Source organism: Streptomyces afghaniensis, from assembly GCF_044327915.1.
Taxonomy (GTDB): Bacteria; Actinomycetota; Actinomycetes; order Streptomycetales; family Streptomycetaceae; genus Streptomyces; species Streptomyces afghaniensis.
In genome coordinates, this window is the sequence record NZ_JBIRGJ010000002.1 from 897,558 (window position 1) to 912,087 (window position 14,530).

Here is a 14,530-nt window from a genome sequence, read left to right on the forward strand (position 1 = left end):
CCCCGGATCTGCCCTGAGGGCGGACGCGGTGGACGCCGCCCTCGCGACCGGGGCCCATGGGGTGTCCGCGAAGTCCCGTCGTCCGCCCTCAGGGCGGTCCCTGCGGCGTTCGGTGCGTGCTCTGGGGGTCCCCCTGTTGCGCGAAAAGCGGGGGGAGTGCCGGGCGTCGCAGGGCAGGCGGGGCTGTGCGGACACCCGCTAGGCGGCGGGTGGCTCCGCGGCGGGTGGCTCCGCGATGGGTGACTCGGCGACGGGCGGCGTCTCGGGCGGGCCTTCGGCGACCGTGTCGGTGCCGTCGCCGGCGCCCGTGGGTTCGGTCGGTTCCGGCGTGGGCTCGACCGTCGGCGTCGGGTCGGTCGCCGGTGTGGTCGGCGGGTCCGCCGGCTTGGTCGGGGTCGGGTCGGTCACGCCCTTGACCGGGGCCGATGCGGTCGGGGTCGCCGTCGGCGATGGCCTGGCGGTCGTGCCGGAACGGCCCGGGCCCGCGGAGGCCGCGGGTTCGAGGGCGCTGGGGCCGGACGCAGGCGCCGTGCCCTGGTCGGTCGCCGGCGCGCTGCCCGGAGCGGTGACGCCCGTGTCACCGGCCGGTGCCGACTCCGTGGGCCGCGGCGGGGTGTCGACCTGCCCGGCCGGCCGGCCTTCCTGCTGGCCCGGCACGGGCAGCCAGGGGGCGTTGGAGTTGCCCGACAGCACCGTGGCGACGATGACGACGGCGTAGACCCCGCAGGCCAGGGCGACGGCTATGCCGATCCGGCGGAGGCGACGGCTGCGGCGACCGGACTCGTCCACGAAGACGGGCCGGTCGGCGGTGCCCGCACCGGTGCCTTCCTTGGCCTGCCGTACGAACCCGTCTCCGAGCTGGACGGCGTCGAGCTGGACGGTGACCTCGTGCGGGTCGTGACCTTGCTCGGCCCGGGCATGCCCGACCGGGTCGGCGTCCTCCTGCCAGGGGTCGCGGACGGCCGGCCGGGTACCGGGATCCGTCGCGTACGAGTCGGCCTCGCCCTCGCTCTGCCGGGGAATGCCGCGCAGTATCTCCGTCAGCTCCGTCCCTGCGGACGGGCGGGTACCCGACACCTGGACGTCTCCACCGGAGAAGACCTGGGTGGCTCTCCCGTCCCGGGCTCTGCCGTTCGCGAGGAGTTCACCGGTCGCCGTTGCGACCTCGGGCCATTCGGGTTGGGCGTCTTCTCGCCACGGTTCCACACGCACGCACTTCCCCCCACGGGATGGTTCAGGTGCGCTTGCGACCTGAGCACCCGTCGTTCGGACCGGGTCCCCAACCCGTCCCAAGCGCCCCCATTACCACACCGTGCTCAGACGTCGAATGTAGCGCACGCGGAGGATATGTGCGGACCACGTGCGGAATCGTGTCACTAGCGAGACACCATGAGGACATCGCCGGTGACCGGAACGCACCCTCCGTCGGGCCTCCGCAGCGCAAGGCCGGTCCACTCCGGCGTGCGGGGATTGCCGGCCCGCGAGCAACTCCCCAGCGGCTCCGGTCAGGCCGCTCTCGTAGCGGGCCATCAGCTCGTGCCCGGGGGCGAGTTCACGCGCCCGGTGCAGCACGCGCCGCGGTCCAGCAGGGCCGGGCCCGGTCGAAGGCGGCGAGCAGTTCCTCCTGCGCCTGCAGCACGCAGCGGACCACCCGGCAGCAGCCGCTCTCCGTCGCCCGTGAGCGTCACCTGCCGGGTGGTCCGCACGTCAGCCCCCGGCGGCCTTCTCAGGCCCCTCGCTCTCACCCGCACACTCACCCGCGGCCGCAGCCGCCCCCGGACCGGCGCCGGCACCCGGCATCCGACCACCTGGTCCGTCCCCACCAGGACATTCCCTCGACGGGACCTGCCCCAGCCGATGCCGGGGCACCGTACGCACTGGCGGACGCGTCAGCGTGATCTGCCGGACGACCTGCTGGAAGCACGCCAGCGCCGCCACCCCGGGCAGGGCCGCAGCCGCGGCACCGAGGATGGTCCTCGGCGCCTGGACGACGCACAGCAGCACGGCGACGCACGAGAAGACCAGCACCACGCACCAGGAGTGCACGGCACGGCGCTGGTGCAACGCGGCCCGCAGGACGGACAGGGAGGCCACCAGCCAGGGCCCGTACACCAGCAGGGGCCACCAGGTGCGCAGGTTGCGCTCCGCGGGGGAAGCGGCGACCAGGCGCAGCGGGTCGTAGGCGACCATGCCGCTCAGGAGGCCCACCGCGGAGGCGATGACGGCCGTCAGGGCGGCCATGAGGAAGCTGGTGGTGCGGAGCACGCCGGGTGCTCTGCGGGTCCGGACCTTGCGGTGCCGCCGGGGGATCTCCCGCACGGGCGGCAGTTCCTCGGTGATGTCCTGGAGCCGCTGCATGCGCTCGCCCGGGGCCGGGTCCGCGGGGGCGGCCGGTGCCGCGTCACGCGGGGCGGGAACCGTCGTCTCCTGCTGTCCGAGGGCCTCCTCGAGGATGAACGCGAGTTCCTCGGCGGGGTCCCAGGTCGGATCCGGTGGCGTCAGCGGGGTCACGAAGTCCCGGGTGGGCGCCCGGTGTCGACCGGTGCCCTCGATACCTTTGTCGTACATCACGTGACCCGACTATTCGGCGAGCGCGAAAGCGGGCCATTCCGTCGCATTGATCCACCGCCGGGCGAGATCCTTTTCCAGCACGCTCATGGTGTCGATGAAATCGCGCAGAACCGGCTCGGTCACCTGGAGCGCGACCGGGCAACCGCCTTTGGTGAGCGTGCCGTTGACGGTGGCCGACGAGTGTGCTGGTGCGGGAATGTAGGTGTAGGGGCCGAGCGTTACCGCCCAACCGTCTTTCCTGGTCGCCTCGGTCATGTACCGACTAACCGTCGGCCCACTTCGGCGGATGCGCGGCAAAAGGGTGAAGGATTTCCCGGTTGAACATCTTTTCCATGCGCCATTAAGGACTCTCCATATCGCTGTATGAAGAACAAGCAGCGAATATTTCCCGCCAGTCCTACAACCCAGGTGCGCGATTCCGCAAGGAACAGGTGTTGGACCGCCGGTCCGGGCGCGCATACCCGCGAAGGCGCCGCTGCGGGCTCCCGGCAGGGCATCCCGGTGACGGCGGCGGCCGTGGCTCTGGCGTTGTCCCTGCCCGGTGCGTCGAATCGCTTCACCGATCAGCGCACGCCCCATTGACGGCCTCACCTACCCCACATACGTTCATCCGTCGAAGCGCTTCGACATCACCTGCCGCCCCCGCGGGCACGGGAAGAAGGACCCCCCACATGAAGTTCACCGACGGCTACTGGCTGCTCCGGGAGGGCGTCACCGCGGCGTACCCGGCCGAGGTGCTCGACGTCACCGAGTCGGACGGCACGCTGGAGATCCACGCGCCGACCCGGCCCGTGCGCTCCCGCGGCGACCTGCTGAAGGGCCCCGTCCTGACGCTCCGCGCGCACACGCCCATGCCCGACGTCATCGGCCTGACGCTGACGCACTTCACGGGAGGGCAGCCGCGAGGCCCCGAGTTCGAGCTCACCGGGTCGGGAGCCGCCCCGCAGGTCTCCTGCGACGACGAGCACGCGACCCTGACCTCGGGCGAACTGTCGGTCCGGGTGGCCCGCGGCGGCCCCTGGCACGTCGAGTTCCTGGCGCACGGCCGCACCCTCACCAGCAGCGGCCACAAGAGCATGGGCATCATGCGGGACGCGACCGGCGCGCACCACCTGCGCGAACAACTGGTCCTCCAGGTCGGCACGTCCGTCTACGGCCTGGGCGAGCGCTTCGGCCCGCTGGTCAAGAACGGCCAGGTCGTCGACATCTGGCAGGCCGACGGCGGCACCTGCAGCGAACAGGCCTACAAGAACGTCCCCTTCTTCCTCACGGACGCGGGCTACGGCGTCTTCGTCGACCACCCGGGCAAGGTGTCCTTCGAGGTCGCCTCGGAGGTCGTGTCCCGGGTGCAGTTCAGCGCCGAGACGCAGGAGCTGACGTACTACGTCGTCTACGGCCCGACCCCGAAGGACATCCTGCGCAAGTACACGGCCCTGACCGGCCGCCCGGCGCTGCCGCCCGCCTGGTCGTTCGGCCTGTGGCTGTCGACGTCCTTCACGACGTCGTACGACGAGAAGACGGTGACGTCCTTCATCGAGGGCATGCGGGAACGCGAACTGCCCCTGTCGGTCTTCCACTTCGACTGCTTCTGGATGCGCGAGTTCCACTGGTGCGACTTCCGGTGGGACGCACGGGTCTTCCCCGACCCGGAGGGCATGCTGGCCCGGCTCAGAGACCGTGGCCTGCGCGTCTCCGTCTGGATCAATCCGTACATCGCCCAGCGCTCCCCGCTGTTCGCCGAGGGCAAGGAACTCGGGCACCTGCTGAAGCGCCCGGACGGCAGCGTCTGGCAGTGGGACCTGTGGCAGCCCGGCATGGCCCTGGTCGACTTCACCAGCCCGGCCGCCCGCGACTGGTACGCCGCCAAGCTGGAGGCGCTGCTCGCGCAGGGCGTCGACTGCTTCAAGACCGACTTCGGCGAACGGGTGCCGCTCGATGTGACCTGGTCGGACGGCTCCGACCCGGAGCGGATGCACAACTACTACACCTACCTGTACAACCGCACGGTCTTCGAGGTGCTGCGCAAGCACCGCGGTGAGGCGGAGGCCGTCCTCTTCGCCCGCTCGGCGACGGCGGGCAGCCAGCAGTTCCCCGTGCACTGGGGCGGCGACTGCGAGGCGACGTACGAGTCGATGGCGGAGTCGCTGCGCGGCGGCCTGTCCCTCGGGCTGTCCGGCTTCGGCTTCTGGAGCCATGACATCGGCGGCTTCGAGGGCACGCCCGCACCGGCCCTGTTCAAGCGCTGGCTGGCCTTCGGCCTGCTCTCCTCGCACAGCCGCCTGCACGGCAGCGGTTCCTACCGGGTCCCGTGGCTGTTCGACGAGGAGTCGGTGGAGGTCGCGCGCCACTTCATCCGGCTGAAGCTGCGCCTCATGCCCTACCTGTACGAGACGGCCCGGGCCGCCCACACCGAGGGCGTGCCGATGATGCGGGCGATGGTGCTGGAGTTCCCGGACGACCCGGGCTGCGCGCACCTGGAACGGCAGTACATGCTCGGCCCGGACCTCCTCGTGGCACCGGTGTTCAGCGACGAGGGCGACGTCACGTACTACGTCCCCGAGGGCACCTGGACGCACTTCCTCACCGGCGAGCAGGTGACGGGCCCGCGCTGGGTGCGCGAGCGGCACCCTTTCCTGAGCGTGCCGCTGCTGGTCAGGCCGGGTGCGGTGATCCCGGTGGGCGCGGTGGACGACCGTCCGGACTACGACCACGCCGACGGGGTGACGCTGCGGGCGTACGGCATGCGGCCCGGCGAGGAGACGACGGTACGGGTCGGGGACGTGACCTTCACGGTCGTACGCGAGGGTGACACCCTGCGGGCCACGTGCAGCGACCCGGCGGCCCCCTGGGCGCTGGCCGCCGGCGGCCACGAGACCCGGGCACCGGCCGGTACCGGGTCCCTGACGCTGGGGCCGGAGCCGTCCTGATGGTCAGGATCACGGACGTGGCGCGCCGGGCCGGGGTCTCCCCGAGCACCGTGTCGTACGCGCTGAGCGGCAAGCGCCCGATCTCCGCAGAGACCCGGCGCAGGGTCGAGGCGGCGGTCCGGGAGCTGGGCTACCGCCCGCACTCGGGCGCACCGGCGCGCGGCAGGTCCAAGGTCCTGGCCCTGGCGGCCCCGCTGCGCGCCGGCGTCCACCTGCCGGCGATGATGCGTGTCACGGAGTCGGTGGTGACAGCGGCACGCGGGCATGACCACGACGTCCTGCTCCTCACCCATGAGGAGGGCCTGAACCGCGTCGGGGGCCCGGCCCCGGCGGACGCGTTACTGGTCATGGACATCGGCCTCCAGGACCCGCGGCTCCCCCTGCTCCGCTCCCTGAACCTCCCCTGCGTCCTGCTCGGCCTGCCCGCCGACCCGCACGGTCTGACCTGCCTGGACCTGGACCACCGGGCAGCGGGCGAGGTGTGCGTGGACCACCTGGCCCGCCTCGGCCACCGGACAGTGGCCCTGGTCGGCTCGCCGCCGGAGTCCCACCTCCCCGGGACCGCCTCGGCCCACCGCCTGGTCGAGGGCTTCACGGCCGCGGCCGACCACCACGGCCTGGCTCCCTCGGTGCACCCCGCCGGGTCGGCCCCGGACGCGGCCCACCGCATCGCGGACCGGCTGCTGCGCGAACGCCCCGCCCTGACGGCCGTGGTCGTCCACAACGCCCCGCTCCTGGAACCCCTGATCACGGCCTTCCGGCAGCTCGGCCTGCGCATCCCCGAGGACCTGTCGATCATGGCCGTCTGCCCTGACGACCCCGAGACGGTCACGTCGGTCCCCCTGCCGGCCGGCGAGCTGGGCACCCGAGCGGTGGAACTGCTGATGGCGCAACTGCACGGCATGCCCGTACCGGAGACGACGCTGCTGCCGCCGCGGCTGACCGAGCGGGCCAGCACGGGCCACGCATGACACAGGCCCCGCCGCTCGGAAGCGACGGGGCCTGTGCCCACATGGGATGAGTGGAGATGGCGGGAATCGAACCCGCGTCCAACGGTGTGGAATCAGGGCTTCTCCGTGTGCAGTCGGCTGTGCTTTTCTCGGCCCCGGAGATCACGCCGACAAGTCTCCGACGGGCCCAGTCACTGTGTGGTTTCCCTCTTCACCCCGTGACCGGGATCAAGGTTTAGTTCCCTAGATGATGCCAGGATCCGGGTCGGGAACACCCCCGGGCTGACACTCCCTTAAGTAGGGGAGCCGCTGCTCGCTACCTGAAGATCAGGCAGCGAGGGCGAGCTCGCCCTGGGAGATGGATCGCTTGGAATTGGCGATTATTTTTTTCGGCCTGTGGTTTACGAGATCATGGCCGCTTCCTCGACACGCTTCCCCTGCTTCGACAGCCGCTGTCGAAACCGATCATCCCCATGTTGATTTTTCAATCGTCGCCCCCCGCGAGGGGCCTCGCACCCGCTGTGGGGCGCAGGTGCCATCGTACGTGACCAACGCAGGTCGATGCCAGCGTATTCCCACGCACCCCGGAGGGCCTACGCCCGCTGCTTCCGCCGCACCGCCGAGATCACCCGCTCGGCCTCGCGCCGGTCCTGCTTCTCGCGGAGCGTCTGACGCTTGTCGTACTCCTTCTTGCCCTTCGCCAGCGCGATCTCGACCTTGGCGCGGCCGTCCTTGAAGTACAGGGCGAGGGGCACGATGGTGTGACCCGTCTCCTGCGACTTCGACTCCAGCTTGTCGATCTCCTCGCGGTGCAGCAGCAGCTTCCGCTTGCGCCGCGCGCTGTGGTTGGTCCACGTGCCCTGGCTGTACTCCGGCACGTGCACGTTGTACAGCCACGCCTCGTGCCCGTCCATCTGCACAAAGCCGTCGACCAGCGAGGCCCGTCCCTGGCGCAGCGACTTCACCTCGGTACCGGTGAGGACCAGACCGGCCTCGTAGGTGTCGATGATGAGGTAGTCGTGCCGCGCCTTCTTGTTCTGCGCGATCATCTTGCGCCCTTTTTCCTTAGCCATAGTGCCGCCCATTTTCGCACTACGGAGGGGGCCCGCGGGAAGTCGATTACGAGGGACCGGCCAGACCCCGCAGTACGCCCTCGGCCCGCTGGAGTGCGCCTTCGTCGGCCTCCAGGTCGGGCGTGATGCCCCGGCCGTCGACCGCGCGGCCGGAAGGGGTGCGGTAATGCCCGACGGTCAGCTCCGCGACGGAGCCGTCGGGCAGCCGGCTCGGCATCTGGACCGAGCCCTTGCCGAAGGTCCGGGAGCCCACGACGAGCGCCCGTCCGCGGTCCTGGACGGCGCCGGTGAGGAGTTCGGCCGCGCTCATCGTCCCGCCGTCGACCAGCGCGACCAGGGGTCTCGTCGTGTCGCCACCGGGCTCGGCGTGCAGGGCGCGCTGCTCGCCGTCGACGTCGTACGTGGCGACCAGACCGCCGTCGAGGAAGGCGGAGGCGGCGGTGACGGCCTCGGTGACCAGGCCGCCGGAGTTGCCGCGCAGGTCGAGGACGATCCCGGCGCCGGGCGGGGCCTGCCGTACGGCCTCGCGGACCTGGTCGCCCGAGCCCTTGGTGAAGGTGTCGACCCGGACGACGGTGACGGGGCCGGCGACTTTTCGAACAGCGACCGAGTCCGTGGACAGGTGCGCCCGGCGCAGGGTCTCGGTCCACGCGCGCGTGCCGCGCTCCAGGCCGAGACGGACCGTCGTGCCGGCGGAGGCGTCGGTGGCGTCCCCGCGCAGTAGGGAGACGACCTCGGTGACGGGCCGCCCGTCGGTCTTCTCGCCGTCGACGCTGCGCAGCAGGTCTCCGGGGCGGATCCCGGCGGCGGCCGCGGGCGACCCGGCGCGCACCTTCGTCACCTCGATACGGCCGTCGCGTTCGCTGCGCGCCCACAGGCCGACGCCGGTGTACTGGCCGTCGAGGGTTTCCTCGAACTCCTCGTATTCGCCCCGGGAGTAGACGGCGCCCCAGCGGTCCCCGCTGCGGCTGACGGCGCGCTTCGCGGCCTCCATCGGGGACTTGCCGTCGGCCAGGGCCTCCTCGGCCGCCCTGGTGACGTCCGCGTGGTGCCCGGCCGGGGTGGCCGAACGGGCCTCGTCCTGCGCGGACTTCCGCTCGGCCTGCGGGAGGGATCCCGTGGCCGCGCCGGCGACGAGCACGCTTGCGAACATCAATGCCAGGGCGGCCCCGCGACGGTTGGGACGGGGCTGACAGAACGGGTCACGACCTGACATGGCGGTGAGTCTAGGACAAGGGGAAGGGCCGTACGGCTCGTTGTCCGTACGGCCCCTCTTGGTATGCGTCACACCTTCAAGTACTTGCGCAGCGCGAAGAACGCGGCCAACGCGGGCATCAGCAGGCTCGTGGCGAGGATGAGCGGCAGCTTCGTGAGGACGGCGTCCCAGCCGATGAAGTTGATCAGCGTCAGCTGGTCGGCCAGGGCCAGTCCGTGGTCGATGAGGAAGTACCGGGCGATCAGCAGGAAGCCGCACGCGAGCGTGCCGCCGATGAGGCCGGCGACCGCGGCCTCCATGATGAACGGCGCCTGGATGTAGAAGCCCGAGGCGCCGACCAGGCGCATGATGCCGGTCTCGCGCCGGCGGCTGAACGCCGAGACGCGCACCGTGTTGACGATCAGCATCAGCGCCACGACCAGCATCAGCGCCATCACCGCGCGCGCGGCCCAGTTCATGCCGTTCAGCAGCTTGAAGAGGTTGTCCAGGATGCCCTTCTGGTCCTGGACGGACTGCACGCCGTCCCGGCCGTTGAACGCGGTGGCGATCACCTGGTACTTCTGCGGGTCCTTCAGCTTGATGCGGTACGACTCCTGCATCTGGTCCGGCGTGAGGGAGCTGGCCAGCGGGGAGTCGCCGAACTGCTCCTTGTAGTGCTTGTACGCCTGGTCCTGCGACTCGTAGGTGACCGTCTGGACGACGTCCATCTTGTCGAGGTCGGCCTTGATCTGCTTCTTCTGGTCGTCCGTCACCGCGCCCTTGGCGCAGTTGGGGTCGGACTCGGCGTCGCTCTTGTTGCAGAGGAAGATCGAGACGTTGACCTTGTCGTACCAGTAGCCCTTCATGGTGTTGACCTGGTCGCTCATCAGGAGCGACCCGCCGAACAGGGCGAGCGACAGGGCGACGGAGACGACGACGGCGAAGGTCATCGTCAGATTGCGGCGGAGACCGACGCCGATCTCCGACAGGACGAACTGGGCGCGCATGGCGACTGGTTATGCCTTTCCGTGACTCTGGGTGCGGTCTCAGTGCTGGTAGCCGTAGACACCGCGGGCCTGGTCGCGGACGAGGCGGCCCTTCTCCAGTTCGATGACGCGCTTGCGCATCTGATCCACGATGTTCTGGTCGTGCGTGGCCATCACCACGGTCGTGCCCGTCCGGTTGATGCGGTCGAGCAGCTTCATGATGCCGACGGAGGTCTGCGGGTCGAGGTTGCCGGTGGGCTCGTCGGCGATGAGCAGCTTGGGCCGGTTGACGAAGGCCCTGGCGATGGCCACACGCTGCTGCTCACCACCGGACAGCTCGCCGGGCATCCGGTCCTCCTTGCCGCCGAGCCCGACGAGGTCGAGCACCTGCGGCACGGACTTGCGGATCTCGCCGCGCGACTTGCCGATGACCTCCTGCGCGAAGGCGACGTTCTCGCCGACCGTCTTGTTCGGCAGCAGGCGGAAGTCCTGGAAGACGGTCCCCAGCTGGCGCCGCATCTGCGGCACCTTCCAGTTGGACAGGCGCGCGAGGTCCTTGCCCAGAACGTGCACCTGACCGTGACTGCACCGCTCCTCGCGGAGGATCAGCCGCAGGAAGGTGGACTTTCCGGAGCCGGAGGACCCCACGAGGAAGACGAACTCGCCCTTCTCGACCTCCAGGGAGACATCCCTGAGGGCGGGGCGGGTCTGCTTGGGGTAGACCTTGGAGACGTTGTCGAATCGGATCACGGATGCACCACGGGTCGCCGGGGGTAGATGAGCGTGACCATACGCGAACCGGGCAGCAGACCGCAGTCACCGACTGTGGTTGCTCAGTAGATGTGCCGTTTTGTGCCAACCCGAGGGGCGCGGGGAACTGCGCGACGAGCCACACACGGCCCGCAGCCGCGAGACAATGGCGACCACCCCTCTGGGAGCGACCCGCGCGACCTCCGGAGGAACCTGGCACAGTGGAGAGGGAACGTTCGCACCACCGCGAGCGTTACACACAAGGAACCGGCGCAAGGAGGGCGAGCGCATGACGTACGACCGGCTGGTGTGCGCGAACTGCGCGGCGCCCGTGAGCGAGGGCCGGTGCCCCGTGTGCCGTGCGAACCGCGAGCGGATGCAGCAGGAGAACTTCCTCGCGGGTCTGAACCCGATGGCGCTGATCGCACTGCTCACCGTGCTGATCGCCGCTGTCGCACTACTGGCGCACCAGACCGCCTAGCGGCGTACTCGGCAGTCCGAAGGATCCGGAAGACACAAAGACACGGCCGAGGGCCCGGAGCGTTTCGCTCCGGGCCCTCGACGCTGCGCTGTGCCTACCGTCCGTACGGACGCGGCTACCGTCAGGCGGCAGCCCCGCCGCGACCGCCCATGAGGCGCGGCAGGACGCGGAAGCCGACACCGCCGGCGATCATCGTGGCGGCGCCGATCACCAGGAAGGTGGTCTGCGCGGCACCCGTCTCGGCGAGCTCCTGGCCGTTGCCCTGGGCCTGCGGCGCCGCCGGGGTGGCGTCCGAGCCGGTGTCGGTGAGGGACGAGGAGCCCTCCTCCTGCGGCGAGGTGCCGCCGTCGGGGTCGGCCGCGTTGCCGCCACCGTTGCCGCCACCGTTGGCGTTGCCGTTGCCGCCGCCATTGCCGTTGCCGCCACCGTTCCCGTTGCCCGGGTTGGTCGGCTGGCTCGTCGGGTCCTCGGTCGGCTCGGTGGGCTCGTCCGTCGGCTCGGTCGGCTCGTCCGTGGGCTCCGCGGTCGGCGGCGGGTCCGTCGGGAGGCCGGTCGGCGGGTCGCTCGGGAGCTCGGTGGGAACCGGCGGGGTCGGGGTCGGGGCCGGCGACTCGTCGGCACACAGGATGCCCAGCAGGCAGTCCTCGGTCTCCGCGGCGGATGCGGCACCGGCGGCGGTCAGCGAGGCGCCGGCGGCGATCACGGCACCGGCCGCTATCCGCGCGACACGGATCCGCGTCTTCTTCGTCATGTGGTTGCTACCCCCAGTAGCTCATCGTCATTAGGCAGCGTTCGGAGCTGTGCTCGACGGGGGTAGCTGCGGTGAAAGAGCCCCCCGGTTCACATGCGCCCCAGAGACACGCATGCCGCGCTTTACCCTTCCCATTTTTCAAAGACACGTCAAGGGCGTTTGCGGCCGCCATGTCCAACTACGGGGGCAATGCCGGGAGTCTGACTCTGTGAGTGTGATGTAAAACCCAGACATGGCCGCACAGAAGCGGGCACAGAAAAGGCAACTGCCGCCCTGGCGACGGCAGTTGCCTTGTCGACAAACTTACTTCTCCTGCTGCTTGCGCCAGCGAATTCCGGCTTCGAGGAAACCGTCGATCTCACCGTTGAAAACGGCCTCGGGGTTGCCGACCTCGAACTCGGTGCGCAGGTCCTTGACCATCTGGTACGGGTGCAGCACGTACGAACGCATCTGGTTGCCCCAGGAGTTGCCGCCGTCGCCCTTGAGGGCGTCCATCTTGGCCTGCTCCTCCTGGCGGCGCCGCTCCAGCAGCTTGGCCTGGAGCACGTTCATGGCCGTCGCCTTGTTCTGGATCTGCGAGCGCTCGTTCTGGCAGGAGACGACGATGCCGGTGGGGATGTGGGTGAGGCGCACCGCGGAGTCGGTGGTGTTGACGCCCTGACCGCCGGGGCCGGACGAGCGGTACACGTCCACGCGCAATTCGGACTCGTCGATCTCGATGTGGTCGGTCTGCTCGACCACGGGCAGGATCTCCACGCCCGCGAAGGAGGTCTGCCGCCGGCCCTGGTTGTCGAAGGGCGAGATGCGCACCAGCCGGTGCGTGCCCTGCTCGACGGAGAGCGTGCCGTACGCGTAGGGCGCCTGGACGGCGAAGGTGGTCGACTTGATGCCGGCCTCCTCCGCGTACGACGTCTCGTAGATCTCGGTCTTGTAGCCGCGCTGCTCGGCCCACCGCAGGTACATGCGCTGGAGCTTCTCGGCGAAGTCGGCGGCGTCGACGCCGCCGGCCTCGGCGCGGATGTTCACCAGAGCCTCACGGGAGTCGTACTCGCCGGACAGGAGAGTGCGGACCTCCATCTCGTCCAGCGCCTTCTTGACGGCGACCAGCTCGGACTCGGCCTCGGCACGGGTGTCCGGGTCGTCCTCCTCCTCGGCCATCTCGAAGAGAACGGCGAGGTCGTCGATACGACCGCGCAGCGCCTCCGCCTTGCGCACCTCGGCCTGGAGGTGGGACAGCTTGCTGGTGATCTTCTGCGCCTCATCGGGGTTGTCCCACAGGGACGGCGCGGCCGCCTGCTCCTCGAGCACGGCGATGTCTGCCCTCAGCCTGTCGAGGTCCAGAACGGCCTCGATCGACTCCATGGTCGAGGAGAGGGACTTGAGCTCTTCGGATACATCGACGACTGCCACGCCCTCCAGCGTAACGGCTCCGCCCGGCGGCCATCGCCGGACGTCCGGGCCGGCCGGCCGGATCGGAAGGGCCCCAGGAGGTCAGGGGGACTGCGGGGCCGAGTTCTTCGTGTCCTGGGGAGGTGCGCTCGCGTCGTCGCCCGAGGTGGACAGCCACGCCCCGACGCCGACCGCCGCCGCCAGGACGACCGCCCCCGCGCCGAGGGCCACGCGGCGGCGCCGGGCGATGGCGCGGTTGCGGGCCGAGCCCGGCCGGGGCGTGCCCGACGCGCGCGGGGCCCGGGCCGTGCCGTGGGCACCCCCGGCCAGCTCGTCGGGGGCCGGTACGCGCATCGAGGTGTGGGTGTCCCGGTTGGAGTCCGCCGGTTTCGCTCCCGGCACCAGGGGGACCGCGCCCCGCCGCCGGACCCGCTCGGCCGGTGCCGGTCCGGCGGGCTGCTCCTCCCGGTCCGCCTCCTCGGCGGACTCCGTGTCCGGCTCGTCCACCTCCAGCGGCGGCATGCCCGCCAGCATCGGCAGCAGCTCCCGCAGCCGGGCCCCCAGCTCCGAGGCCCGCAGTCGCGAGGCCGGCGCCTTGGCCAGGCACTGCACGAGCAGCTGCCACAGCTCGTCCGGGATGCCGGGCAGCGGGACGACCGTCTCCGTGACGTGCCGGCGCAGGACCGCGCCCGGGTGGCCGCCGCCGAACGGGGTGAAGCCGGCCAGCAGCTCGTAGAGCACCGTGGCGAGCGCGTAGATGTCGACGGAGGCGCGCGGCGGCAGGCCCTCGACGATCTCCGGGGCGAGGTAGTCGGGCGTGCCGATGATCTTCGTGGCCTTGGTGCGGCGCGGGGTGTCGATGAGTTTCGCCACGCCGAAGTCGGTCAGCAGGGCGCGGTGGGAGCCGCCCGGGCCCAGGGGGCCCTGCATGTCCAGGAGGACGTTCTCCGGCTTCACGTCCCGGTGCACGACGCCCGCGGCGTGCGCGGCCGCCAGCCCGTCGGCGATGTCGGCCGAGATCGCGACGGCGGCCTCGGGCGCGAGGCGCTTGTCCCGCTCGAGCCGGGTCCGCAGGTCGGTGCCCCGGACGAGATCCATGACCAGTGCCAGGTCGTTGCCGTCGACGACCAGGTCGCGCACCGACACCACGTGCGGGTGCTCCAGGCCGAGCAGCGCCGTCCGCTCCTGCACGAAGCGCCCGACGAGTTCCTGGTCGGAGGCCAGGTCCTCGCGCAGCAGCTTGATGGCGACGGGACCTTCGGGCCCCTCGCCCAGCCACACCGTGCCGGCGCTGCCCCGCCCAAGGATCTGGTGGGCGGTGTACCGGCTGCCGATCTTCCGTGCCAAGGCTGCTCCTACCGACGCGTGTTGTCGCTAAAACTACGCGTCCGGAGAGCCAACCTTCACTGCGGAGGCAGAAATCACTCGCCAGGTGTCGACAAATCACCAATGCCACT

13 protein-coding genes, 1 other RNA gene and 1 pseudogene are annotated in these 14,530 nt (G+C 70.6%); 3 read left to right on the forward strand and 12 right to left on the reverse strand.

What is annotated here, in order from left to right; genetic code table 11:
• Positions 1–198 precede the first annotated feature (198 nt).
• From ACH4G3_RS10270 to ACH4G3_RS10285, 4 genes and pseudogenes are all read right to left on the reverse strand, one after another.
• Positions 199–1,077 (reverse strand): hypothetical protein, encoded by an 879-nt coding sequence (locus tag ACH4G3_RS10270; protein WP_397624032.1) that lies wholly within the window; start codon positions 1,075–1,077, stop codon positions 199–201.
• A gap of 396 nt (positions 1,078–1,473) precedes the next feature.
• Positions 1,474–1,736: pseudogene (locus ACH4G3_RS10275) on the reverse strand (LysR family transcriptional regulator); the annotation flags it as partial.
• Positions 1,708–2,568, reverse strand: a complete 861-nt coding sequence (locus ACH4G3_RS10280) for a hypothetical protein (RefSeq protein ID WP_397624033.1) — start codon at positions 2,566–2,568, stop codon at positions 1,708–1,710. The gene ACH4G3_RS10280 and the pseudogene ACH4G3_RS10275, both read right to left, overlap by 29 nt.
• Positions 2,569–2,580: 12 nt before the next feature.
• Positions 2,581–2,826 (reverse strand): hypothetical protein, encoded by a 246-nt coding sequence (locus tag ACH4G3_RS10285; RefSeq protein WP_397624034.1) that lies wholly within the window; start codon positions 2,824–2,826, stop codon positions 2,581–2,583.
• Positions 2,827–3,242: 416 nt separating this feature from the next.
• On the opposite strand from ACH4G3_RS10285, the gene yicI reads away from it, so the two are divergent.
• Both yicI and ACH4G3_RS10295 read left to right on the forward strand, forming a co-directional pair.
• A complete protein-coding gene (gene yicI / locus ACH4G3_RS10290) occupies positions 3,243–5,498 on the forward strand; it encodes an alpha-xylosidase (RefSeq protein ID WP_397624035.1) in 2,256 nt (751 codons plus the stop codon).
• The gene (locus ACH4G3_RS10295) at positions 5,498–6,469 is read left to right on the forward strand and encodes a LacI family DNA-binding transcriptional regulator (protein ID WP_397624036.1); all 972 of its coding nucleotides are present in this window, start codon (positions 5,498–5,500) and stop codon (positions 6,467–6,469) included. Before yicI ends, ACH4G3_RS10295 begins: the two co-directional genes overlap by 1 nt.
• Positions 6,470–6,517: 48 nt before the next feature.
• Here ACH4G3_RS10295 and ssrA read toward each other — a convergent pair.
• The 5 genes from ssrA to ftsE all read right to left on the reverse strand — a co-directional run bounded on the left by ssrA (position 6,518) and on the right by ftsE (position 10,452).
• Positions 6,518–6,921, reverse strand: a transfer-messenger RNA (tmRNA) gene (gene ssrA / locus ACH4G3_RS10300).
• Positions 6,922–7,041: 120 nt separating this feature from the next.
• Entirely contained in the window at positions 7,042–7,521 is a 480-nt protein-coding gene (gene smpB, locus ACH4G3_RS10305; RefSeq protein WP_150481188.1) for an SsrA-binding protein SmpB, read from the reverse strand.
• A 46-nt stretch (positions 7,522–7,567) separates the two neighbouring features.
• Entirely contained in the window at positions 7,568–8,737 is a 1,170-nt protein-coding gene (locus ACH4G3_RS10310; protein ID WP_397624037.1) for a S41 family peptidase, read from the reverse strand.
• Positions 8,738–8,805: 68 nt separating this feature from the next.
• Positions 8,806–9,723 (reverse strand): permease-like cell division protein FtsX, encoded by a 918-nt coding sequence (gene ftsX / locus ACH4G3_RS10315; protein WP_020276422.1) that lies wholly within the window; start codon positions 9,721–9,723, stop codon positions 8,806–8,808.
• A 39-nt stretch (positions 9,724–9,762) separates the two neighbouring features.
• Complete coding sequence (gene ftsE / locus ACH4G3_RS10320) at positions 9,763–10,452, reverse strand: cell division ATP-binding protein FtsE (RefSeq protein ID WP_003990615.1); 690 nt, start codon at positions 10,450–10,452, stop codon at positions 9,763–9,765.
• 289 nt (positions 10,453–10,741) lie between these two features.
• On the opposite strand from ftsE, the gene ACH4G3_RS10325 reads away from it, so the two are divergent.
• On the forward strand, positions 10,742–10,933 hold the full coding sequence (locus tag ACH4G3_RS10325; protein ID WP_020276421.1) for a hypothetical protein: 192 nt from the start codon (positions 10,742–10,744) through the stop codon (positions 10,931–10,933).
• A gap of 121 nt (positions 10,934–11,054) precedes the next feature.
• Here the strand turns inward: ACH4G3_RS10325 and ACH4G3_RS10330 are convergent, their stop codons facing one another.
• The 3 genes from ACH4G3_RS10330 to ACH4G3_RS10340 form a co-directional block, all read right to left on the reverse strand.
• Positions 11,055–11,684 (reverse strand): hypothetical protein, encoded by a 630-nt coding sequence (locus tag ACH4G3_RS10330; RefSeq protein WP_397624038.1) that lies wholly within the window; start codon positions 11,682–11,684, stop codon positions 11,055–11,057.
• 303 nt (positions 11,685–11,987) lie between these two features.
• Positions 11,988–13,094 (reverse strand): peptide chain release factor 2, encoded by a 1,107-nt coding sequence (gene prfB / locus ACH4G3_RS10335; protein WP_020276419.1) that lies wholly within the window; start codon positions 13,092–13,094, stop codon positions 11,988–11,990.
• Positions 13,095–13,175: 81 nt separating this feature from the next.
• Positions 13,176–14,420: a serine/threonine-protein kinase gene (locus tag ACH4G3_RS10340; RefSeq protein ID WP_397624039.1), complete on the reverse strand. Its 1,245-nt coding sequence runs from the start codon at positions 14,418–14,420 to the stop codon at positions 13,176–13,178.
• Positions 14,421–14,530: the final 110 nt, after the last annotated feature.